The sequence below is a fragment of the Kitasatospora sp. NPDC057692 genome (assembly GCF_042799475.1).
Lineage (GTDB): Bacteria > Actinomycetota > Actinomycetes > Streptomycetales > Streptomycetaceae > Kitasatospora.
The window spans coordinates 26,927-48,339 of the sequence record NZ_JBHVIV010000070.1 but is presented as its reverse complement, the minus strand read 5'-3'; the positions used below and the strand labels follow the sequence as shown (position 1 = coordinate 48,339).

The following is a 21,413-nucleotide window of genomic DNA, read 5'->3' as shown; positions in this document are numbered from 1 at the left end:
ACACGCCAAATAAACCCCATGCGGGAAGCGTTGGTATTTCCAGAGGATTGGCCGCCCCGGGACCGTCCGCGCCGATGCGTGTCCGGTGCTCCCTGCCGAGCGACTAGAGAACACTACCCCTCCCCCGAGATCGGGGCAAGTTGTCGCTGGTCACAGCTCTCCCCGCCCGGGGCGGGGAGAGGGCAGCGGGGCCGGGACCCCCGTCCTGCGGTCCCGCCAGAGCAGCACCAGTACTCCGCCGACACCCACGAAGAGTGCGGCGGCGGCTCCGGCCACGGGGAGCAGCGGGCTCCCCGTGGCGACGCCCAGGGCCTCCGAGCCGGTCAGGGAGCCCGACGGTTCGGCCGGCGTCGAGACGCGGGCGACCCTCGGTGCGTCCGGGACCGGTTCCGCGAGGGTGCCGCAACCGCCGATGCCCGTCATCACCAGTACCGCGCCCCCTGCGGCGCACCTGGCCCGCACTCGTCCTCGTTCCACGGTCCCCCCACTCCCATCGCCGACGGCCACCCTCGCCCCGCCTGACCAAGCGTTCCCAGAACAGTGGGAGAACCGGACCCTCCGCACCCGGATTGCCCGATATTCACTTGTGCGTGTGACCCGCACCCCTCACAGAATCCCCACCCAGTTCGAGGCCTGCGCACAGAGTCCCCTGGCCCTCAGGTCCCGCTGACGCGATCCGCGGCTTCCGGGGTAAGCGGCGAGTGCTCCAGCAGCACCGCCGTGCGGAGGGCGGGCTCGCCGTTCAGCCGAGAAGAGGGTGGACGTCCGGCCACGGGTAGCCCAGCCGCTCGGCGAGCTCGGGCGAACCTCCCCAGACCTCGGCGGCGGCTCGGGGGTCGCCTGCGATGAGCCGTGCTTCGAGGTGCTCGGCCTGCTCCGACGGCTCGTCCGCGGTGATCGGGAGCACCATCCCGAACTGGAGCTGGTCGTTCTCGTCCCGGCCGCGGGGGTGTCTCAGGACGACGTCGATCCGATCGGGCTCCGTGCGGGTGGACCCGACGCCCTCCACCTCGCAGTCCCACCTGACGAGCCAGTCCTCCTGGCGCCTCAGTGCCGCCTCCAGCAGCCGGGCGACCACCCCGCCCGTCCACTCCCAGCTTCGGTCCGCGCCGGCTCGCCGGACCTCCGCCTCGTACTGGTCCACGGTGAACCGAAGCTCCGGCAGGTCCAGGTCCTGCCGGGCCGGGTCGCGCCAGCCGGCCCAGACGACGTGCTCGCCGTCACGCCCGACCGTCAGGTACAGGGCGCCGCAGCATTTCTCGTAGCCGCACCCGGACCACGCGATCCGAACCTCGTGGGGTGTGTCCGTGGCCTGCAGCGGCCCGCCGTCGCCGAACAGGTAGCGGGGGCCCACGCCCGCGTACGCGGGTCCGATTCCGTCGTACCTCTCGGGCACGTCGGCCAGGAAGTCCCGGCCGTTGACGATCGGGCGGACCCCGATGCCGCCCTCGCCGGGCGGTGGGCAGTCGATGTGCAGGGTGAGGTGGTCCGGTTGTCCTGTGGTCACCGGCCCATCGTTGCGGCGCCGGGCGGAGCTGTCAGCTGGATTTGGGCGGCCTGCCGACGGGGTGTGCCCGGGGCGGGCGGCGGGGTGGTCGTCGGGCCAGGAGATCCGGAGGGTCGCGATGACGCCGAGGAAGACGGTCGCGAAGGCGAGCGCGAGCAGGACCGCGAGGGCGGCGCGCGTCGGGGGCGGCGGTGAAGGTCACGACTCGGGCGGGGTGAAGGCGCGCATGAGGGAACCTCCGGGCGGGGTCGTGCGGTGGGGTTCGTCGTCGATCGGTCGACGGAGATGTCGCCGTGAGCCAGGCCAGGGCGGGGCTGGTGGATGCCACGCGTGGCTGCTCTGCGGTGCGAGAGGGCAGGAGGCGCCTACTGCCTGTGGATACATGCGTTACTGACGATCCATTGGATCGATCTGAGAAGGTCGATAGCCCAGAGACATGGCAAATTTTTCCCCGATTCAAGATGTTCCCCCTATCGTGTGGCCGCCCGGCCCTGGATAGACCACCCGATTGGCCGCGCGGCAGACTTGGGCTCGAACCCGCCCTGAAAGGAAGCCATGGCTCCACGCGCGAACCCCACACTCCATCAGCGGCGACTCGGGGCAGAGTTGCGAAGAATGCGTGAGCAGGCCGGCTTCGGCGGCAGCGAGCTCGGCCGCGCGGTCGGCATGAATCCCGCGCAGGTCACGCAGATGGAAGCGGGGAAGATCGGCATCAGCGTGGAGCGGCTGCGTACGGTCGCCGCGACGTGTATGTGCGTCAACGAGCCTCTGATCGCCGCCCTCGCGAACATCATCACGGAGCGCGAGAAGCCCGGCTGGTGGGAGGAGTACCGAGGAGTCCTCTCGACGGACTTCGTCGATGTCGCGGAGTTCGAGAGCCAGGCTCGACGGCTCACCACCTTCACGATGGCCTTCGTTCCCGGACTGCTCCAGACCGGCCGCTACGCCGCTGCGGTCTTCGCCGAAACCTTCCCACCTCTGCCACGCCACGAGGTCGACCTCAGGACAGCCTTCCGCATGCAACGGCAGCGCGTCGTCCGATCCGGCGCGACGCCATACTCGGCGTTCATCCATGAAGCGGCGCTACGCATGAAGTTCAGCGGTCCCACCGTTCTCGCCGAGCAACTCGACGCTCTCATCGAGGACTCCGAGCAATCGACCATCTCCATCCGAGTGATCCCGTTCGACGTCGACGCCATGCCGAGCTCCAACGAGAACTTCACCTACGCCGACGGACCGATCCCCGAGCTGGACACCGTACAGATGGACACGGGCCTTGGTGGCCGAATCTTCGACACCCCGGCCCACATCGCAAAGTTTCGATCCCTGCTCGCTCGATTCGACTCGTGTGCCCTCTCCGAGGAGGAATCCCGAGGCTTCATCGGATCCATCAAGAAGGAAGTGGCAAGCAAACATGCATAGCTCTGCTTGGCAGAAGTCCAGCTACTCCGCCGCAAACGACGAGTGTGTGGAGGTCCGTATCGCTGACGAGGGGATCGAGCTCCGCGAGTCCGACGACGCCGATGCCATCATCCGCACCACCCCTGCCAAGTTCGCCGCCCTCCTCAATCGCACCAAGGCCGGCGCGTTCGACCACCACGGCGGCTGACGCGACAATGATCGGCCCTCGCTCCATCGAGCGAGGGCCGACCCATGGCCACGGCCTCGACGCCATGAAGAGCCACCTCGCGGCTCACCCCTCGCCCCTGGCGCCGGCCGTACTGGAGCGGCTCCGCGAGCTCGCGTCGGAGGGCGCGTTCGGCGGTTTCTCGGTGGAGGAGCACGCGGGCGGCTACGACAGGTACTACGAGGACGACTGAGCCCGGCGGTGGCCGGTTGCTGACAGGGCGGGCGGCTATCCCCGTTCGTGGCGGCGTGTCACAATCCGACTAGAGCGATGTGACATGTCACATGTGTTCCTGGTTTCCACCGGGAACACCTAACGAGGGAGGAACCCCTTTGAAACGCTTTGCCGCTGTTCTCGCCGGCACCGCCGCCCTGGCCGCGCTGACCGGAGTCCAGTCCGCCTCCGCCAACCCCGTGGGCACCACCGTGTGCGGCACCCCGGGCGTACCGAACCACGTCACGGTCAAGGCCTGTATCAACATCAACCAGGGCCACGTCTACGCGTTCGGGCGCGCCACTCCGTACAGCTCGACCTGGCAGGACCAGCAGGTCTCCTTCCAGCTGAGCACCATCGGCATCACCAACCCGGCGCTCGGCACCGTCTACCCGACCGTCCTGATCACGGCCATCGGGCCGGCCCAGGAGATCGGCAGCGTCACCGGCGACGTGCCCTGCGGCTCGCAGGTGACCGCCACGTTCACCGTGACCCAGCCCGGCTGGTACCCGTCGTCCTCGACGGTCTCGACCGTCGTGAACTGCTGACGCGACCGACCGGAACCGGGGCCGCCCCTCGCTCGGCGGAGCGAGAGGCGGCTCTTCGCCGCTTCAGAGGCGGCGGAACATGAAGTGCTGGCCGACGTAGCCGTGCTCGGGGTGGTCGAAGACCCCCGGGACGGTGCCGATGACCTCGAAGCCGAGCGACCTCCACAGGTGAACGGCCGACTCGTTCGTCTCCACGACGGCGTTGAACTGGATGCCCCGGTAGCCCTGTTCGCGGTGCCAGGCGATGACGTACTCGCCGAGCGCGCGGCCGACGCCCCGGCCCTGGTGGGCGGGGTCGACCAGGAACGACGCGGTGCCGATGTGGGAGCCGCGGCCCGGCTTGTTCGGGCCCATCTTCGCCGAGCCCACGATCCGGCCCTCCGCCACGGCCACCACCGTGCGGCCCGGGGGCTGCTCCATCCACCAGGGCCTCGCCTCGTCGAGGGTCTGCCGCTCGGGGAAGGCGTACGTCCGGCCCTCGGCCATGATCGCGGAGTAGAAGGGGTAGATGCTCGGCCAGTCCTCGTCGGAGGCGGTGCGGATGTCCATTCGGGACACCCTACGGCGGGGCGTGCGCTGTCGGAACAACTGCCGGACGCAGAGCGAGCAGACCGGCCCGCCCTCCCGCACTAACGTCGCTTCCGTAAGCGCCCCGGGGAAACCGGAAAAGCGCCTGACGCACCGTCAATTCCCTGTGCTGATAAGGAAATGAACCATGGTTGACCTCGCCTCGGTCCACGCCGCCCCGAGCCCGGACCTGCTCACCCCCGAGAACTCGATGATGCTGTTCGTCGACCACCAGCCGCAGATGTTCTTCGGCACCGGCAGTGGCGACCGCACCGCGATCATCAACGCCACCACGGGCCTCGCCAAGGCCGCCAAGATCTTCAACGTGCCGACCGTGCTGTCCACCGTCGCCGCCGAGTCCTTCTCGGGCCCGATCCTCCCGCAGCTGAAGGAGGTCTTCCCCGGCCAGGAGATCATCGACCGCACCACGATGAACGCCTGGGAGGACGCGGCCGTGGTCGAGGCCGTCAAGGCGACCGGCCGCACGAAGATCATCCTGTCGGGCCTGTGGACCGAGGTCTGCCTGGTCCTGCCGGCGCTGTCGGCGCTGGAGCAGGGCTACGAGGTCTACGTCGTCTCCGACGCTTCCGGTGGTGTCAGCCCGCTGGCCCACGAGCACGCCCTGCAGCGGATGACCGCCGCCGGCGCCGTGCCCGTCACCTGGATCCAGGTGCTGCTGGAGCTCCAGCGCGACTGGGCCCGCGGCGAGACCTACCTCCCCGTCACCGAGCTGGTCAAGGAGCACGGCGGCACCTACGGCCTGGGCCTGGTCTACGCCCAGTCGATGATCAACCCGCACGCCGCCGGCTGACGGACCGCACCACCTCCGCCATCACGTGATCGGGCCCTGCCGCACCGGTGCGGCAGGGCCCGATCGGCCTCCACCACCCCCCTGAACCAAGGACTTCACCATGCCGTTCATCACCGTCGGCCAGGAGAACACCGCTCCGATCGAGCTCCACTACGAGGACCGGGGCACCGGCCAGCCGGTCGTCCTGATCCACGGCTTCCCGCTGAACGGGGACTCCTGGGAGCGGCAGAGCGCCGCTCTGCTGGACGCCGGCTACCGGGTCATCACCTACGACCGCCGCGGCTTCGGCAGCTCCTCGCAGCCGACCACCGGCTACGACTACGACACCTTCACCGCCGACCTGCACACCCTCCTGGAGACCCTGGACGTCCGGGACGCCGTGCTGGTCGGCTTCTCGATGGGCACCGGCGAGACCGCCCGCTACGTGGCGAAGTACGGCACCGAGCGGATCGCCAAGGTCGCCTTCCTCGCCTCCCTGGAGCCGTGGCTGCTGAAGAACGACGAGAACCCCGAGGGCGCCGCCCCGAAGGAGTTCTTCGACGGCGTCGTCGCCGCCGTGAAGGCCGACCGGTTCGCCTTCTACACCAACTTCTTCAGCGACTTCTACAACCTGGACGAGAACCTCGGCACCCGGATCAGCGAGGAGGCCGTCCGCAACAGCTGGAACGTCGCCGCGAGCGGCGGCGCCTTCGCCGCCTCGGCCGCGCCGAGCACCTGGTACACCGACTTCCGTGCCGACGTCGCCAGCATCGACATCCCGGCGCTGATCCTGCACGGCACCGGTGACCGCACCCTGCCGATCGACGCCACCGCGCGCCAGTTCCACAAGGCGCTGCCCGCCGCCGACTACGTGGAGATCGAGGGCGCCCCGCACGGCCTGCTCTGGACCCACGCCGAGGAGGTCAACGCCGCGCTGCTGGCCTTCCTGGCGAAGTAGTCAGAGGTCGTCGGAAGTACGGCCGTACCGCCCGCGCCCGGCCCCCGTGTTCGACGGGGCCGGGCGCGGTGCCATGCGGGGAGGGGGGTGCGGCTCAGCCGGCGGCGGCCGACCTGGCGGCGTCGTGGATGAGCTCCGCGACCGCCGTCGGCTGCGAGACGGCCACGGCGTGCGAGGCCTCGGGCAGCTCCAGGACGGTGGCGCCCGCGCGCTGGGCCGTGAAGCGCTGGACCGGCGGCGGCAGGGCGCGGTCGGCGCCGGTCACCAGGGCCCAGGAGGGCTTGGTGCGCCAGGCCGCCGCGGTGGGCGCGTCGGTGAACACCCGCTCGGCGACGGGCCGTTGCAGGGCGGCGAGGACCCGCGCCACCTCCGGGTCGAGGTCGGCGGCGACCAGCGGCCCGAAGCAGTCCCCGGGCACGGAGAGTTCGCCGGCCTGCCCGCTGCCGCCCGTCGCGTAGACGGTGCGACGCAGCCTGGGGATCAGTGGAGAGGGGGTGAAGCCGTCCGCGAGCGCCTGGTAGCTCTCGCCCGCCTCGGGGAGGTACGCGGCGACGTAGACCAGCGCCACGACGTTGGGGGCGGCCCCGGCCTCGGTGATGACGGCGCCTCCGTAGGAGTGGCCGACGAGCACCACGGGGCCGTCGATCCCGGCGAGGACGGAGCCCAGGTAGGCGGCGTCGTGGGCCAGTCCGCGCAGCGGGTTGGCGGCGGCGAGCACGGTCAGGCCGCGCCGGTGGAGTTCGGCCACGACGCCGACCCAGCTGGTGGCGTCGGAGCAGCCGTCGTGGACGAGCACGACGGTGGGTCTGGCGGCGGGTCTGAGGGTGGGTCCGGGGGTGGGCATGGCGGTGTCGGCCTTTCGCATGGCGACGGGCCGACGGGGTCCGCGCGGTCGACGGGCGGGCCCCGCCGGCCGGCGGGCTCGTGGAGGAGAGGGGGTGGGACCTCGTGGAGGAGAGGGGGAGGACCAGGGAGGAGGGGGGTCAGGAGGCCCGCTGCCCGGCGTCGGCGTGCGCGGCGTAGGCCTGCCACTCGCGCGGCGAGACGCCGTAGGCCTCCCGGAAGGCGCGGCTGAAGTGGGAGTGGCTGACGAAGCCCCAGCGGTGGGCGACGGCCGAGACGCTGATCTGGCGGCGGGACGGCCGCTCCAGCTCCCGGCGGCAGGCGTCGAGGCGCCGCCCGCGCACCCACTGGCCGACGGTCGTGCCGTCCTGCCGGAAGAGCTTGTGCAGGTAGCGCACCGAGATGTGCTGCGAGCGGGCGATCGACTCGGGCGAGAGCTCCGGGTCGGCGAGGTTCTCCTCGATGTGGTCGCGGATCCGCTCCAGGATCCCCGCCGACGCGGTCGGGTGGTCCGGGTCGACCCGTTCGAGCAGGTCGGCCACCAGGATGGCGACGATGTCGGAGACGCTGCGCGCGAGCTGGGCGGCGGGCCGGGCGTGGTCGGGGCGGCTCCGGGCGGCGAGGGTGCGCAGGACCTGGGAGGCCAGCGCGCCGATGCCCTCGTCGCCCCGGGCCAGCAGCCCGCCGGTGCGCCGGACGTCGCCGTGCCGGACGCCGAGGTAGAAGCAGGGGACGCGGAAGCGGAGCATTCGGCACCCGGGGTCGGACAGCAGGCCCGTCGGGTGCGGGGTGGTGCCGATCAGCAGGTCGCCGGGCTCCAGGGCGGTGCCGGTGCCGTCGCGGCGCAGCGAGGCCGCGCCCTGGAGGTGCAGGGCGACGTAGAGGCAGTCGTCGGGGTCGGCGCCGGGCGGCGGCGGGAGGATGTCGATGCACCCGGTGCCGCCGTCGTGGGCGGTGCCGTGGGGCTGGTGGTGGACGGTTTCGGGCATGGGTGAGGGACCCGACTGGATCACGGGAGGAACTCCGACCGGTTCGTGTGGCGCTGCGAGGGTTCTGGGGAGGGGGCGGCGCGGGAGGGGAGGGCGCTCAGGAGGGGAGGGCGCTCAGAAGGGAAGGGTGCGGGAGGGAGAGGGGCTCAGGAGAGGAACTTGTCCACGACGGCGTTGAACGCGCCGGGGTTCTCCAGGAACGGGAAGTGGGAGCTCGCGACGGACACCGGGAAGACGTGCAGTTCGGCCCCGGGGATCCGCCCGGCGATGAACGCCTGCGAGGCCGGGTCCACATGGCTCCCGTCGCAGCCGAGCACCAGGGTCGGGACGTCGATCCGGGGCAGGACGTCGCGCCAGTCCTGGGCGCAGTGGTCGAAGAGCAGCGGGACGCCCGCGTACGCCGGGGTGGCGCGGATCTGCCCGGTCACGAAGGCGAGCACCTCGGGGTCGGTGTTCCCGCTGAACATCGAGCGCACGAACGTCTCGCGGACCTCCGCCCCGTCCGGGCCGGCCAGCGCGGCGCCCAGCTCCAGCAGGCCCGCCACGTCGAAGATGGCGCCGGACTCGCGCTGCTCCGCCTCCGTCATCCACGGCACCGCCGCCACGGCGGCCGGCTGGTCGACGACGACGAGCCGGCGGATGCGGCCGGTGCCGTACTGGTCGACGAAGCTCCACCACACGGAGGCGCCCATCGACCAGCCCAGCGCGTCGAAGGCCGCCAGGCCCAGGTGGTCGGCCAGGCCGAGGACGTCCTGGGCCAGCCGGGCGACGCGGTAGCCGTGGCGGGGCTTCTCCGAGCGGCCGTGTCCCCGGAGGTCCACCGTGATCACGCGCCGGGCGGGGGCCAGCCCCTCGACCTGGTGGCGGAACATCTCCTGCGTCTGGCCCCAGCCGTGGAGCATGACCAGCGGGACCCCGTCGCCACCGCTGTCGCGGTAGGCCAGGCGCACTCCGTCGTTGGTGGTCAGTTCGTGCATGGTGCTCGCTCGCGTCCGTTCGTGTCGGTCGGTGGGTTCGCGGGGTTCGCGGGGTTCGCGGGGTTTGCGGGGTTCGCGGGGTTCGGTGGAGTCGGGGGCCCGGCGGGTCGCCGGAGGGGATGAGCGGCAGCTCGTGGTGACGATTCTTGCCGTCCGCGAGCGGCGGTGGCCACCGACCGGCGTAGGGATTGTCCGCCGGGGCTTCCTCGCTCTGTAGCAAGCGGCCGTCCTCTCTCTGTAGAAAGCGGTGTCGGACGGCGCCGCAGGTCAGGTCGTCAGGTCGTCAGGTCGGCCGCCCGGCGGGGGCGCGGACGAGGTCCCACAGGCGCAGCCCCGTGTGCAGGACCAGCCGGTGCGCACCGTCGTCGAGGTCCAGGCCGGTGATCTCCTGGATCTGCCGCAGGCGGTAGTAGAGGGAGGTGCGGTGGACCGCCAGGGCCTCCGCCGTCCTGGGCACCGAGCCGGCGTTCTCCAGGAAGACGCGCAGCGTCTCCTCCAGCCGGGCGTGGCCGCCGCCGTCCAGCAGCCGGCGCAGCGGTTTGGGGACGAGGGAGGCGTTGAGCGCGCTGTCGGGCAGCTGGAGGAGGACGGCGTACTCGCCGAGCCGCTCCCAGTCGCCGATGCCGTCCAGCCGGGGCAGCCGGCGGGCGGCGCGCACCGCCACCCGGGCCTGGTCGTGGGAGATCCAGGCCTCGTCGAGTTCCTCCCGGCGGCCGCCCACGCCGACCACCGCGGTCGACCCCTCGTCCAGGTAGGTCTCCAGCGAGCGGACGATGCCGCGGGACTGCAACTCCAGCTCGTCCTCGGCCGGTTCGCGCTCGAAGACCTGCACCAGGACCGCCCGGTCCTGGTCGATCGCGAACAGGCCGCGGGCGGCGCGGGTCTGCCGGAACGGCTCCAGGGCGCCGCGCAGCGCCACCTCGACCTGACCGGACGGCCCGTGCGGCCCGGAGACCGCCACGGCGGTCGCCACCACGTGCGGGCCGGCGGGCAGCAGGCCGTCGTCCAGCAGCTGCCGGCGGGCCACGCAGCGCTGCGCCGAGTCCGGGCCGACCAGCAGGTGCACGAGGTCGCGGGTCCGCTCCTCGGCGGCGTCCGAGGCCAGGCGCTCGGCGTACATCTCGGCGGCCACGGCGCGGGCGGTCCGGTCGACGGCGTCGGTGTCGGCCGCGGTGAGGGTCTCCTCCGCCGCCACGATGATGAGGATGCCCAGCATGTGGCCGCGTTCGCGGATCGGGACGCAGTAGCGCGGCTGGAGGCCCAGGTCGTCGCGACCGCCCAGGTAGCCCGGCCTGGTCCACCGCGCCACGCCCTGGGACAGCACGTAGCGGATGGTCTCGTCGTCCGCGATGCCCTGCAGCAGCGTGCGCACCCGTACCCGGTCCTCGTCACCGAAGTGGCGGCTGGTGCAGATCATCCGCACCAGCGGGTCGTCGAGGACGACCGAACGCCCCAGCTCCTCGGCCAGACCGTCCACCAGCGACTGCAGCGCCGCGCCGCCCTGGCGTCCGCGTTGGATCAATCTGTTCATCGTTGGCAACCTCCGGCCGCATTCATACAAGAGGCGAATCCGGGGGGCCAAGCGTCCGACAGAACGAGGAAAACCCTGGCCGCCGCCCGGAATCACTGCGGTTACCGGGCGGTACGCCCGCGTCCGACCCCGCCGCGGCGGCGAAGGGTGCGCAGATCGTCATACCGCGGTGCACCGCCGGAACAGGTCCCGCCGAAAGCTCTGCCTAACCTGGGCGGGAACCCGCCTCTCCCCTGTTCACCGGCAGCTCCCAGGGCCCGAGGCGAGAGCAGCCCGCCACCGCCCGGCCGGCGGACGGCCCTCTTCGCCCCGTACCGATCGGCGCCGCACCAGGCCCGACCCGACCCCGGAGACCCCATGTCCGCGCCCCACCCGCTCCCCAACCCGCAGCCCTGCCCGGAGGCCGCGAGCACCGACATCGTGCTCGAAGCCCGGATCGTCCTCGGCGAGGAGCAGTCCCTCGGCATCCCCGTGCGGTTCGGCTACCGCCGTGACGACCCGTTCGCCGTCGCCCTGGAGTTCCTCGGCGCCGCCGCCGAGGCGGGGACCTGGCAGTTCTCCCGCGAGCTCCTGTGGGAGGGGTTGCAGCGGCCCGCCGGCCAGGGTGACGTCCGGATCTGGCCGCCCTGCACCTGCCACGGCCGTGCCTCGCTGCGGATCATGCTCCAGGGGGAGGACGGCTCGGTGCTGGTCGACCTGCCGGCCCGGCAGCTGCGCCGCTGGCTGCGCCGGGAGAGCTTCGGGCTCGTCCCCGCGGGCACGGAGGGGACCCTGATCGACTGGGACGCGGAACTCGGCGGACTGACGGGCTGACCGGCTGACCGGCTGACCGGAACTGCCGGACGCGCCCTACGGGTACCGCGGGGCCGGTCCCTCCGAGCCGGCCGGATACTCCTCCAGCGGCACGAGGTCCCGCTCCCAGGCGGAGAGCACGGGTTCGAGGACCCGCCACGCCTCCTCGGCCTCGTCGCCGCGGATGGACAGCGCCGGATCCCCGGTCAGGACGTCCAGCAGCAGCCGGCCGTAGGCGGGCAGCTCGGCGGGGTCCATCCGCGCGGTCAGCGAGAGCGGGGCCAGCTCCTGGGCCCGGGCGCCGACCCCGGTGAGGTCGAGGGCCAGCCCCTCGGGTTCGAGCGCGAAGCGCAGCACATTGGGCCGGGCCCCGCCGCCCTGGCCGAACGGCAGGTGGGGCACCGGGCGGAAGCGCACCGCGACCTCCTTGCGGTCGGCGCCGAGCGCCTTGCCGCTGCGCAGCCGGAACCGCGTCCCGGCCCAGCGCCAGCCGTCGAGCTCCAGCTCCACCTCGGCGAAGGTCTCGGTCCGCCGCCGCGGGTCGACGCCCTCCTCGTCGGCGTACGCGGGGATGTCGCGGTCGCCGATCCGCCCCGGCAGGTAGCGGGCGCGGCGGGTGCGGTGCAGCACGTCGTTCTCGGTCAGCGGCCGCACGGACCGCAGGACGTCCACCTTGCGGTTGCGCAGGTCGCGCTCCCCGAGGGTGATCGGCGGCTCCATGGCGACCAGGCAGAGCAGTTGCAGCAGGTGGTTCTGGATCATGTCCTTGAGCGCGCCGACGTGGTCGTAGTACCCGGCCCGGCCCTCCAGCGCGAGGGTCTCGTCCCAGACGATGTCGACCTCGGCGATGTGGGTGCTGTTCCAGATCGGCTCCAGCACCCGGTTGGCCAGCCGGCTGCCGAGGACGTTCTGGACGGTCGTCATGGCGAGGAAGTGGTCGACCCGGAACACCGCCTGCTCCGGCACCAGGTCGGCGAGCAGCCGGTTCAGCTCCTGGGCGCCGGCGAGGTCCTCGCCGAACGGCTTCTCCAGCACGATCCGGCTGCCCGCCGGCAGGCCGGCCCGGTGCAGGGCGGAGACCGCGGCCGGGAACAGCGCCGGGGGCAGTGCCAGGTAGACGGCGACCGGCCCGTCCCCGGCGACGGCCGCGGCGACGTCGGCGGGGTCGGTGACGTCGGCCCGCAGGTACCGGGCGGAGGCCGTGACCCGTGCCCTGGCCTCGGCGGAGCAGTCCCCGGCGTGGCGGTCGAGCTGCTCGGCGGCCCACTGCCGGTAGCGCTCGGTGGACCAGTCCTCCCGGCTCGCGCCGGTCAGGCCCAGCCGTTCGCCGAGGTGTCCGCCCGCCCGCAGCGCGGCCAGCGCCGGCAGCAGGAAGCGCGCGGTGAGGTCGCCGGTGGCGCCGAGGACGGCGAGCCGCTCGATCATCGCCGCACCCCCGCCCGCGCCCGGGCCAGGTTCACTCCGCTGGCGGCGATCCCGATGTGGCTGAACGCCTGGGGGAAGTTGCCCATGAACTCTCCTGTGGACGGGTTGATCTGCTCCGACATCAGCCCCAGCGGGCTCGCCCGGGAGCACAGCGAGGCGTACAGCTCCTCGGCCTCCTCCGTCCGGCCCTGGCCGATGAGGTTGTCGACCAGCCAGAAGCTGCACAGCACGAACGCGCCCTCGTCGCCGGCCAGGCCGTCGGGGGACTCCTCGTGCAGGTAGCGGTACAGCAGGCCGCCGCCGGCGGACAGCCGCTCGGCGACGGCCGCGGCGGTCGCCACCATCCGCGGGTGGTCGATCGGCACCACGTGGCGCAGTGGGAGCGCGAGCAGGCTGGCGTCCAGGACGCCGCCGCCGTCCAGGTGGGCGCTGAGGGTCTTGGCGCCCTCGTCCCAGGACCGCTCCAGGATGAGCCGGCGCAGGTGGTCGGCCGAGGCGCGCCAGCGGGCGGTCCTGATCGGCAGGCCGAGCCGTCCGCCGATCTGCGCGGCCCGGTCGAGGGCGACCTGGCAGAGCCCGGCGGAGTAGGTGAAGACCCTGCCCTCGCTGCGCACCTCCCAGATGCCCTGGTCTGGCTCGCGCCAGGCCTCCTCGGCGGCGTCGGCGAGGGTGGCCAGGCTCTCCCACAGGGCGGGCTGGATCTCGCCGCCGGCGCGCAGCCACTGGTCGGCGCAGTCCAGGATCTCGCCGTAGACGTCGTGCTGGCGCTGGTCGGCCGCGCCGTTGCCCCAGCGCACGGGGGCGGAGCGCCGGTAGCCCTCCAGTTCGCCGTCCTCGGTCTCGTCCGGGACGGGGCCGCCGCGCAGGTCGTACATGATCCGGGGGCGGCCGCTGTCCTCGAAGGCGTCGAGCACCCAGCCGAGGAAGGCGTCGGCCTCGCCCCGGAAGCCGATGCGGCGCAGCGCGAAGACGGCGAACGCGGCGTCGCGGATCCAGGTGTAGCGGTAGTCCCAGTTGCGGATGCCGCCGATCGGGGCGGGCAGCGAGGAGGTGGGCGCCGCGACGAGCGAGCCGTTGGCCCAGTCGTCGCACAGTTTCAGGGTGATGGCGGCCCGTCTGACCAGGGGTTCCTGGGGGCCGTGGTAGTCGAAGTGGCGCATCCAGCGCCGCCAGGCGTCGGCGGTGCCGGTCAGCATGGCGTCGGTGTCGACCCGGTGGTGGCGGTGGAAGCGGCCCCAGGACAGGACGAGGTCGAGCCGTTCGCCCTGCCGCAGGTCGTGGGTGCTGTGCGGGCCGTCGAGGGGGCGGTTGGAGCGCAGGTGCAGCCGCAGGCCCGGGCGCCGGGTCGGGAGCACCTCCAGCCCGCTGAACAGCGCCCTGGTCCGGGCGCCGCCGCGCGGCTCCAGGTCCGCCCGCAGCCGGACGTGCCCGTCCACCACCACGGCGGAGCGCACGAGTTCGGAGCGGCCGGCGGGGGCGTCGTCGGTGAGGTCGGCGCCGGAGCGCAGCGCGAGCGCGTCGGTGAGGCGCACCAGGCCGGTGCGCGAACGCAGCTCGGTGACCAGGACGCCGGTGTCCGGCTGGTAGCGCTGGCGGGCCTCGACGAGGTCCTCCGGGGCGAGGGTGAAGTGCCCGCCGCGGGCGTGGTCCAGCAGTCCGCAGAAGAGGGGTTCGGCGTCGAACCGGGGCAGGCAGAGCCAGGGGACGGAGCCGTCCAGGCCGACCAGGGCGGCGGTGGTGCCGTCCCCGATCAGGCCGAGGTCCTCCAGCGGCAGGTAGCCCTGCCGCCGGACGACCGGCCGGAAGGGTGGATCGGGCTCGTGCATGCCGCCTCGCTTCCGCAGCGCCGGGGGAACGGGGGGAGCCGTCCGCGGGGACCGCCGGAAGGCGGGCGGGCGGCTCCTCCCACCGTCGCCGCAACCGTGCCGGAGCGCGACCCGGCCGCCGCGGCGGCGGTGCGTTCCGGTGACATCCGCGGGCCGCCCGGGGCGGCCGCCCGACCGGGGCGGCGGGGCCGCCTGCTAGCGTCGGAGCGCCGGTGGCGGACGAGGACGACGGAGGGTGCTGTGGAGGACAAGGGCGCGGTGCGGGCCTACATCGGGTCGTTCACCTCGGCGGGCGGGCGCGGGATCACCGTGGCGGAGGTGGACCCGGGCACCGGGGAGCTGACCGTGACCGGCACCGTCGACGCCGTTCCGAACCCCTCCTACCTCGCCCTCGGCCACGCGGAGGGCGGCCCGGTGCTCTACGCCGTCTCGGAGACGCTGCCGGGGGCGGTCGCCGCCTTCGACCTCTCCGGTCCGCTGCCCCGTCCGCTCGGCGCGCCCGTGCCGGTGCGCGGTGACGAGCCCACCCACCTCGCCCTCTCCCAGGGCCACCTGCTGACCGCCAACTACGGCTCCGGCAGCGTCAGCGTGCTGCCGCTCGCCGCCGACGGCGCCCCGCAGGCCCCGAGCGGCGTGCTGCCCAACGAGGGCAGCGGGCCGCACCCCGGGCGCCAACTCGCCCCGCACGCCCACCAGGTGCTGCCCGATCCGTCCGGCCGCTGGGTGCTCGGCGTCGATCTCGGCACCGACGCGGTGCGGATCCTCGCCCTGGACCCGGCGACCGGTGAACCGACCCTGCACGGGCAGACCGCGCTGCCGCCCGGCACCGGTCCGCGGCACCTCGCCTTCCACCCCTCCGGGCGCCTCGCGTACGTGCTGGGCGAGCTGCGCCCCGTCGTCACCGTGTGCCGCTGGGACGCGGCCGCGGGGGTGCTCGCACCGGTCGGCGAGGCCCCGCTGTCCCCCGACGGCTCCGGGGACGCGGGCCTGCCCTCGGCCCCGGTGGTCTCCCGCGACGGCCGGTACCTGTGGGTGGCGGTGCGCGGCACCGACACCATCGCGGTGCTCGCGCTCGACGCGGACGGCGAGCGGGCTCGGCCGGTGGCCTCGGTGCCGTGCGGCGGCGCGTGGCCGCGCGACCTGGTCCTCGACCCCTCGGGGACCCGCCTCTACGCGGCGAACGAGCGCTCGGGGGACGTCACCTGGTTCGACGTCGACGCCGCCACGGGCCTGCCCCGCCGGGCGGGCTCGCTGGCCGTCCCGGCGGTGTCCACCGTCCTGTTCGGCTGACGGGCCCCGCAGGCCGGAGCCCCCTCGCGCCGATGGGCGCGAGGGGCGGGCGTCAGCCGCCGTCGCGGAACACCAGCACCGGGCAGCCGGCGTGCCGGGTGCAGTGCTGGGCCACCGAGCCCAGCAGCATCCCGGAGAAGCCGCCCAGGCCCCGGCTGCCGACCACCAGCAGGGCCGCGCCCCGGGAGGCCTCGATCAGCGCGCCGGCCGGGGAGCCGTAGCGCGCCTCGATCCGCACCTCGGCCGCCGGCTGCGGTCCGACCGCCTCCCGGACGGCCTTGGCGGCCTCCCGGCGCGCCTTGCCCTCCAGCTCCGCCTCGTCGGTGCTCCCGGGCGGGAACCAGCCGCGCGCGCCGTGGAACGTCGGGTACTCCCAGGCGATCACCGCCTCCACCGCGGCGCCGGTGAGCTCCGCCTGCCGCACCGCCCAGCGGAGCGCCTGCTTCGACGGCTCCGACCCGTCCACGCCGACCACGATGCGGCCGGTCTCTCCACGCTGCTCCGCCATGCCCGCTCCTCGGCTCGACACCCCCTCCTCCACCCTGGCGCCGACCGCCCCGCCCGCGCAGTCCGGCAGGGCCGGACGGGGCCCGCCGTCACGCTCCGTCCAGGTCCGCGGGACGGGCCTCAGGGCGCGGCGGCCTCCTCCGCCAGGGCGCCGAGCAGCCGCAGGCGCGGGACCGGCAGCCGGTGGTTCACCGCGACCGCCGTCGCGCCGCCGTCGGCGTGCCGCCAGCGCAGCAGGGCGGCGCGCTCCTCGACCGAGCCGGCCAGCACCTCGGGCGCCCCGGCCGCCGGGAGCCGGCCGCTGATCTTCACGTCCAGGCCGAACTGCTCCGTCCAGAAGTACGGGTCGGGCCGGTAGGGCGGCGCCGCGTCGCCGTGCAGCAGGGCGGCCGCGGCGGCCCGGCCCTGCTCCACCGCGTTGGTCCAGTGCGGGGTCCGGCGGGTGCGGCCGTCGGGGGTGCGGCGGGCCACCACGTCCCCCGCGGCCACGATCCCCGGGGCCACCCGGCAGCGCCCGTCGGCCACCACGCCGCCGTCCAGCGGCAGCCCGGAGCCGGCGAGCCACTCGGTGTTCGGCAGGTCGCCGGCCGCCGTGACGACCACGTCGGCCTCCACGGTCTCCCGCCCGAGGCGCACGGCGTGCGGGCCGAGCGGGGTGACGCCCTCAGGGGCGAGCCGGAAGGCCACACCCCGCTCGCGCGCGGCGGCGACCACGAAGCCGGCCGGCCAGTCGCCCAGCAGGCGGGCGAGCGGCGGATCGCGGTCGATCACGGTGACGTCGAGCCCCAGGCCGCGGCAGGTCGAGGCGAGCTCCATGCCGAGGAACCCGGCGCCCACCACGGCGACACTGCGCGCCCCGGCCAGCCGCGCGGCCAGCAGCTCGGCGTCGTCGAGGGTGCGCACCACCAGCTCGCCCTCGCCGCCGAGCCGGCGGGCGCGGGCGCCGGTGGCGACGACCAGGCCGTCGTACGGGACCTCCGCGCCGTCGGCGAGGGTCACCACCCGGCGCGCGGTGTCGAGGGACTCCGCCCGGGCGCCGGTGCGCAGCTCGACGCCGTCACCGGGCTCCGGCAGCAGCACCGCGTCCCGCAGCGCCTCGCCCGAGCGCGCTCCTTTGGACAGCGGTACCCGGGAGTAGGGAGGATGGGCCTCCTCGGACAGCAGCACGAGCGAGCCGTCGTAGCCCTCGGCCCGCAGGCTCCCGGCGGCGGTGAGGGCGGCGATCGACCCGCCGACGACGACGATCCGCCTCATCGCGCCGCCTCCGGCGGGCGGCCGGTGTCCGGCGTCAGACCAACTGCGACCACAGCGCGCGCTCCTCGTCGTTCAGGGGGACGGGGGGGAGCAGCCGTTCCGGATGGCCGGGCGGCGGACCCGCGAGCGCGGGCTCCGAATGCTCCTCGGCAGGGGGGAGCAGGACCACTCCGAGTCCCGTGGAGCCCCAGCAGACCGCGAGCGCGGACCAGCCCGGGATAGCGCGCATGATTTTTCGCCCGATACCCGACCAGAATGTCCCCTGCATCACTTCTCCTCCGCCTTCGCTGCTTCCCTCCGCCGTCCGCGGCACGATGGCGCACCGCTCTTAAGCTCGCATTAAACGGACGACCGCCGGGACCGTGCCGCCGTCGCGGTCGGGACGCGGCCGTCGGGCCCGACCCCCGGAGCCCGGCGCTCGCGGTGTGCGCAGCCCGTGGCCGGGGCGTGAAGGAATAAGACGTCGACAAACTTTATGCAGGCATCAGGTTCGTGAACGAAGGAAACAGTGCGGAGAATACCGGGAACGCGGTCGGTGAAGTCGACCCGAATGACCGGAATCGTAAATTCCGTGTGACTCCTGTCGAAGAACCGTTCCGGAGCCCCCGGGCGAACTAGGATGCGAAGCACCACCCTTCGGTCACCCCGGCGCGCAGCGCAATTCCGGACATGTCAGCCCAAGCAGAGGAGATCGGAAGTCGTGTCGGCAACAGTGAGCTCCCCTGTCTGCTCCCGGCAGCCGTCCACCGCCCACTCCCCCGCCTTCCGGGCGCTCGTCGCCGGCCTCGACGCGCTCGCCACCGGCGCCGGCTCCGCCGCCGAGCTGCGGGGCGACCCCGGTTCCGGGAAGACCTGGCTGCTGTCCGCGCTCGCCGAGGAGGCCCACCGCCGGGGCATCAGGGTGCTCATGGGCTGCGCGACCGAGTACCAGTCCGCCAGCCCCTACCACCTGGTCGCCGACGCCTTCGCCAACCCGCTGGGCGACCGGTCGGGGCCGCCGTCGACGGCAGACCCCGCCGCCCTGGTCCGCACCCTCGCCTACGGGCCGTTCAACGGCCCGGACACCGCCGCCGCCCCCCGCACCGACCAGGGCTGCGAGTTCCTGCGGGCGGTGAACGGCCTGCTGCGCGACTGGTCGCAGGACGGCCTGCTGCTGATCATGGACAACGTGCACTGGGCGGACCCCGACTCGCTGAAGGTCCTCGACTACCTGCTGCGCCAGCGCATCACCATCCCGCTGTACCTGGTGGTCGCCCAGCGCCCCCGGCAGGCCGCGCCCCGGCTGCGCGGCACGCTCGCCCAAGGGGTGGAGCAGCGGACCGTCCGGCGGATCGAGCTCGCCCCGCTGACCCCGCGGCAGTCCGCCGCCCTGGTCGGCATGGAGCCGGACGCCCCGCTGCTGCGCCGGCTGCACCGGGAGAGCCACGGGGTCCCGCTCTACCTCAACGCGCTCGCCCGGGTCGCGGCCCGGGCCGGCCTCAACGAGCAGTCCGCCGCCGCCGAGCCCATCCCGGTGAAGGACGTGCCCGAGGAACTGGCCGCCCGGCTGCTCAGCGAGACCGGCGCGCTGGCCCCCGAGGAACTGCTCGTCCTCCAGGCCTGCGCGGTGGTCGGCAACGCGGTCGACAGTCTGGTCGACAGCCGGGTGGTCTCCCACGTCGCGGGCCTCGACGAACCGCGGACCTGCGAGATCATCGACACCCTGAGCGCCCGGGACCTGCTGCGCACCACGGACGAGGGGCCGCCGAGCATGGTCTTCCGCCACCCGCTGCTCCAGCGCGCGGTCTACGACGACCTCGCCCCCTGCTCCCGGATCAAGGCCCACCGCCGGGCCGCCGGCGCGCGGGCCACCCTCGGTGCCCCGGACCACGAGGTGGCCCGGGACGTCGAACGCTTCGCCTCCCAGCCGCTGCCGGAACAGGCCGCGCTCCTGCACCGCGCCGCGCACCAGGTGCTGGCCGCCGACCCGGCGACCGCCGTCCGCTGGCTGCGGCTCGCCCTGCAGGGCCTGCCCACCGGCCCCGAGCGCGGCCAGGTGCTGCTGGCCCTGGCCACCGCGCTGGCCTCGACGGGCGCGCTGGCCGAGAGCGACGAGATCCTCCTCGAACTGCTGGACGCGGAGCGCGCCGCCCCGGCCGGCCTGCGCAGCGCCGCCGTCGAACTCGGCGCCCGGATCAGGGCTGCCCTCGGCCACTACGTGGAGGCCCGCTCCGTCCTCGCCTCCGGGGCGGGCGCCGACCCGCTGCGGGCGGCGGGCGGCGACGGCGGGGAGCACGTCGCCGTCCTGCTGCTCCAGGGGTTCATCGACCTGCTCGCCGGTCGGCCGCCGGCCCGCGAGGAGGTCGACGAGGCGCTGCGGCTGGCCCCGCGCACGGCGGACCCGGCGAACCTGGCCGGCGCGTACGCGATGGACGCCCTGCACGCGGCGCTGACCGGCGACACCGCCCGGGCCGCCGCCGCGACCGACCTCGCCGTCGAGGCCGTCGACCAGCTGAGCACCGTGGCCCACCCCGAGTACCTGGCCGCCGTCGGCTGGAGCGAGCTGATCCTCGGCCGCCCGGCCTCCGCCGAGCGGCACCTGGCCCGCGGCGAGGCCGCCCTGCGGGCGACCGGCCAGGGCTACCTGCGGCCGGTCTTCCTGCTCGGCCTGACCTTCGGCCGGATCGGGCTGGCCCGCCTCGACGAGGCCCGCGACACCGCGGCCGCCGCCGAGGCCGCCGTCGCCGAATCCGGTCTGGAGTGCGGCCTGGCGAAGACCGTCGCCTCGGTCAGCGGCGTGCTGGGCGCGCTGACGGACCGGCAGGTCGGCCCGGCCGCGCCGCTCGTCTCGCAGAACGGCCACTGGAGCACCCTGGCCCGCCTCTGGCTCGCCGAGGCGGCCCAGCTCGCCGGCGACCACCAGCTCGGGCTGAACCTGCTCAGCCCGGTCGCGAGCGACCCGACCCTGCCCCAGCTGCCGCCTGCGGTCCGCCCCCGCGCCCATGAACTGCTGGCCGGCGCCTCGGCCTTCCGCGGGCAGCCGGCCGCCGTGTGGGCGCTGCAGGCCGCCGCCGCGGCCGCGGCCGGACCGGCCCACGACCAGGCCTTCGCGCTCACCGCCGAAGCGCACCTGGCACGGCAGAACGGCGCGTCCGGGCGGGCCGCCGCCCTCTACGAGGAGGCGGCCGGCCTGCTGGAGTCGAGCGAGGTCCTCTGGGCCCGGGCCTGGACGCTGGCGAACGCCGCCACCTGCCTGGCGGAGTCGGACGGCGCCTGGCGGGCCGAGCCGCTGCGGGCCAGGGCCGAGGCGATCACCGGTCGCGCGATCGTCCCGGAGCCGGTCGCCGTGCCGCGGATCCTCGGTGCGCCGCTGCCGCACCGGCCGGGCGAGGAGCCGGTCCGCCGGACCCGCGGCGGGGTGGCGCTGTCCGTGCTGACCGACCGGGAGCGCGAGGTCGCCACGATCGCCGGCGCCGGGCTGCGCAGCCGGGAGGTCGCGGAGCGGCTGCACCTGAGCCCGCGGACGGTCGACGTCCACCTGAACCGGATCTACCGCAAGCTCAACATCACCTCGCGCAGCGCGCTGGTGCGCCTGATGGCGGAGCGCAGCTGACCCGTCTCCGCCACAGGGCGGGGCGCGACCCGGTCGCGCCCCGCCCTCGGCGTGCGCGCCCCCGCCCCCTCGCCGGATCGTCATGACCTCCCGTCAGATCGGCTGTTAAGGACCGATTTAGAACCGGCGGCCAGAGTGCGGCAACGGACTGTCGGCATCGTCGGGACGACTCTGCCG

Annotated in this window: 21 protein-coding genes; 9 read left to right on the top strand and 12 right to left on the bottom strand. The window is 74.0% G+C overall.

The window, feature by feature from the left end:
* Positions 1–150: 150 nt before the first annotated feature.
* Positions 151–477: a hypothetical protein gene (locus ACFVFS_RS30690; protein WP_376097920.1), complete on the bottom strand. Its 327-nt coding sequence runs from the start codon at positions 475–477 to the stop codon at positions 151–153.
* Positions 478–742: 265 nt separating this feature from the next.
* The gene (locus ACFVFS_RS30685) at positions 743–1,507 is read right to left on the bottom strand and encodes a hypothetical protein (protein WP_380628087.1); all 765 of its coding nucleotides are present in this window, start codon (positions 1,505–1,507) and stop codon (positions 743–745) included.
* Positions 1,508–2,062: 555 nt separating this feature from the next.
* Between ACFVFS_RS30685 and ACFVFS_RS30680 the strand changes: the two genes are divergently transcribed.
* The 4 genes from ACFVFS_RS30680 to ACFVFS_RS30665 all read left to right on the top strand — a co-directional run bounded on the left by ACFVFS_RS30680 (position 2,063) and on the right by ACFVFS_RS30665 (position 3,895).
* A complete protein-coding gene (locus ACFVFS_RS30680; RefSeq protein ID WP_380628086.1) occupies positions 2,063–2,929 on the top strand; it encodes a helix-turn-helix domain-containing protein in 867 nt (288 codons plus the stop codon).
* Positions 2,922–3,116, top strand: a complete 195-nt coding sequence (locus tag ACFVFS_RS30675; protein ID WP_376097905.1) for a DUF397 domain-containing protein — start codon at positions 2,922–2,924, stop codon at positions 3,114–3,116. Before ACFVFS_RS30680 ends, ACFVFS_RS30675 begins: the two co-directional genes overlap by 8 nt.
* A gap of 64 nt (positions 3,117–3,180) precedes the next feature.
* Positions 3,181–3,327, top strand: a complete 147-nt coding sequence (locus tag ACFVFS_RS30670) for a hypothetical protein (protein WP_380628085.1) — start codon at positions 3,181–3,183, stop codon at positions 3,325–3,327.
* A gap of 139 nt (positions 3,328–3,466) precedes the next feature.
* Positions 3,467–3,895, top strand: a complete 429-nt coding sequence (locus ACFVFS_RS30665) for a hypothetical protein (protein WP_380628084.1) — start codon at positions 3,467–3,469, stop codon at positions 3,893–3,895.
* Positions 3,896–3,958: 63 nt separating this feature from the next.
* Here the strand turns inward: ACFVFS_RS30665 and ACFVFS_RS30660 are convergent, their stop codons facing one another.
* Entirely contained in the window at positions 3,959–4,444 is a 486-nt protein-coding gene (locus ACFVFS_RS30660; protein ID WP_380628083.1) for a GNAT family N-acetyltransferase, read from the bottom strand.
* Positions 4,445–4,610: 166 nt separating this feature from the next.
* On the opposite strand from ACFVFS_RS30660, the gene ACFVFS_RS30655 reads away from it, so the two are divergent.
* On the top strand, positions 4,611–5,273 hold the full coding sequence (locus ACFVFS_RS30655; protein WP_380628082.1) for a hydrolase: 663 nt from the start codon (positions 4,611–4,613) through the stop codon (positions 5,271–5,273).
* Positions 5,274–5,373: 100 nt separating this feature from the next.
* Positions 5,374–6,210 (top strand): alpha/beta fold hydrolase, encoded by an 837-nt coding sequence (locus ACFVFS_RS30650; protein ID WP_380628081.1) that lies wholly within the window; start codon positions 5,374–5,376, stop codon positions 6,208–6,210.
* Positions 6,211–6,304: 94 nt separating this feature from the next.
* Here ACFVFS_RS30650 and ACFVFS_RS30645 read toward each other — a convergent pair whose 3' ends face one another.
* From ACFVFS_RS30645 to ACFVFS_RS30630, 4 genes are all read right to left on the bottom strand, one after another.
* Positions 6,305–7,075 carry an alpha/beta fold hydrolase gene (locus tag ACFVFS_RS30645; RefSeq protein WP_380628080.1) on the bottom strand — a complete coding sequence of 257 codons (771 nt, stop codon included), beginning with the start codon at positions 7,073–7,075 and terminating at the stop codon, positions 6,305–6,307.
* A gap of 118 nt (positions 7,076–7,193) precedes the next feature.
* Positions 7,194–8,042 carry a helix-turn-helix domain-containing protein gene (locus ACFVFS_RS30640; protein WP_380628079.1) on the bottom strand — a complete coding sequence of 283 codons (849 nt, stop codon included), beginning with the start codon at positions 8,040–8,042 and terminating at the stop codon, positions 7,194–7,196.
* A 146-nt stretch (positions 8,043–8,188) separates the two neighbouring features.
* Entirely contained in the window at positions 8,189–9,019 is an 831-nt protein-coding gene (locus ACFVFS_RS30635; RefSeq protein WP_380628078.1) for an alpha/beta fold hydrolase, read from the bottom strand.
* A gap of 283 nt (positions 9,020–9,302) precedes the next feature.
* On the bottom strand, positions 9,303–10,550 hold the full coding sequence (locus ACFVFS_RS30630) for a PucR family transcriptional regulator (protein WP_380628077.1): 1,248 nt from the start codon (positions 10,548–10,550) through the stop codon (positions 9,303–9,305).
* A 357-nt stretch (positions 10,551–10,907) separates the two neighbouring features.
* Between ACFVFS_RS30630 and ACFVFS_RS30625 the strand changes: the two genes are divergently transcribed.
* Entirely contained in the window at positions 10,908–11,363 is a 456-nt protein-coding gene (locus tag ACFVFS_RS30625; protein ID WP_380628076.1) for an SsgA family sporulation/cell division regulator, read from the top strand.
* 36 nt (positions 11,364–11,399) lie between these two features.
* On the opposite strand, the gene ACFVFS_RS30620 is transcribed toward ACFVFS_RS30625, so the two are convergent.
* Together ACFVFS_RS30620 and ACFVFS_RS30615 are read right to left on the bottom strand one after the other, a co-directional pair.
* Positions 11,400–12,767, bottom strand: coding sequence for a glucose-6-phosphate dehydrogenase (locus tag ACFVFS_RS30620; RefSeq protein ID WP_380628075.1), 1,368 nt, complete (start codon positions 12,765–12,767; stop codon positions 11,400–11,402).
* Positions 12,764–14,593 carry a glycoside hydrolase family 15 protein gene (locus ACFVFS_RS30615; protein WP_380628074.1) on the bottom strand — a complete coding sequence of 610 codons (1,830 nt, stop codon included), beginning with the start codon at positions 14,591–14,593 and terminating at the stop codon, positions 12,764–12,766. The genes ACFVFS_RS30620 and ACFVFS_RS30615 overlap by 4 nt, the downstream gene beginning before the upstream one ends.
* 240 nt (positions 14,594–14,833) lie before the next feature.
* Here ACFVFS_RS30615 and ACFVFS_RS30610 point away from each other — a divergent pair, with 240 nt between their 5' ends.
* The gene (locus ACFVFS_RS30610) at positions 14,834–15,883 is read left to right on the top strand and encodes a lactonase family protein (RefSeq protein ID WP_380628073.1); all 1,050 of its coding nucleotides are present in this window, start codon (positions 14,834–14,836) and stop codon (positions 15,881–15,883) included.
* 52 nt (positions 15,884–15,935) lie between these two features.
* Here the strand turns inward: ACFVFS_RS30610 and ACFVFS_RS30605 are convergent, their stop codons facing one another.
* From ACFVFS_RS30605 to ACFVFS_RS30595, 3 genes are all read right to left on the bottom strand, one after another.
* Positions 15,936–16,391, bottom strand: a complete 456-nt coding sequence (locus ACFVFS_RS30605; protein ID WP_380628072.1) for a universal stress protein — start codon at positions 16,389–16,391, stop codon at positions 15,936–15,938.
* 119 nt (positions 16,392–16,510) lie between these two features.
* Positions 16,511–17,644 (bottom strand): NAD(P)/FAD-dependent oxidoreductase, encoded by a 1,134-nt coding sequence (locus ACFVFS_RS30600; RefSeq protein ID WP_380628071.1) that lies wholly within the window; start codon positions 17,642–17,644, stop codon positions 16,511–16,513.
* 34 nt (positions 17,645–17,678) lie between these two features.
* Positions 17,679–17,873, bottom strand: coding sequence for a DUF6059 family protein (locus ACFVFS_RS30595; protein WP_380628089.1), 195 nt, complete (start codon positions 17,871–17,873; stop codon positions 17,679–17,681).
* 471 nt (positions 17,874–18,344) lie between these two features.
* Between ACFVFS_RS30595 and ACFVFS_RS30590 the strand changes: the two genes are divergently transcribed.
* Positions 18,345–21,236 carry an ATP-binding protein gene (locus ACFVFS_RS30590; protein ID WP_380628070.1) on the top strand — a complete coding sequence of 964 codons (2,892 nt, stop codon included), beginning with the start codon at positions 18,345–18,347 and terminating at the stop codon, positions 21,234–21,236.
* Positions 21,237–21,413 lie beyond the last annotated feature (177 nt).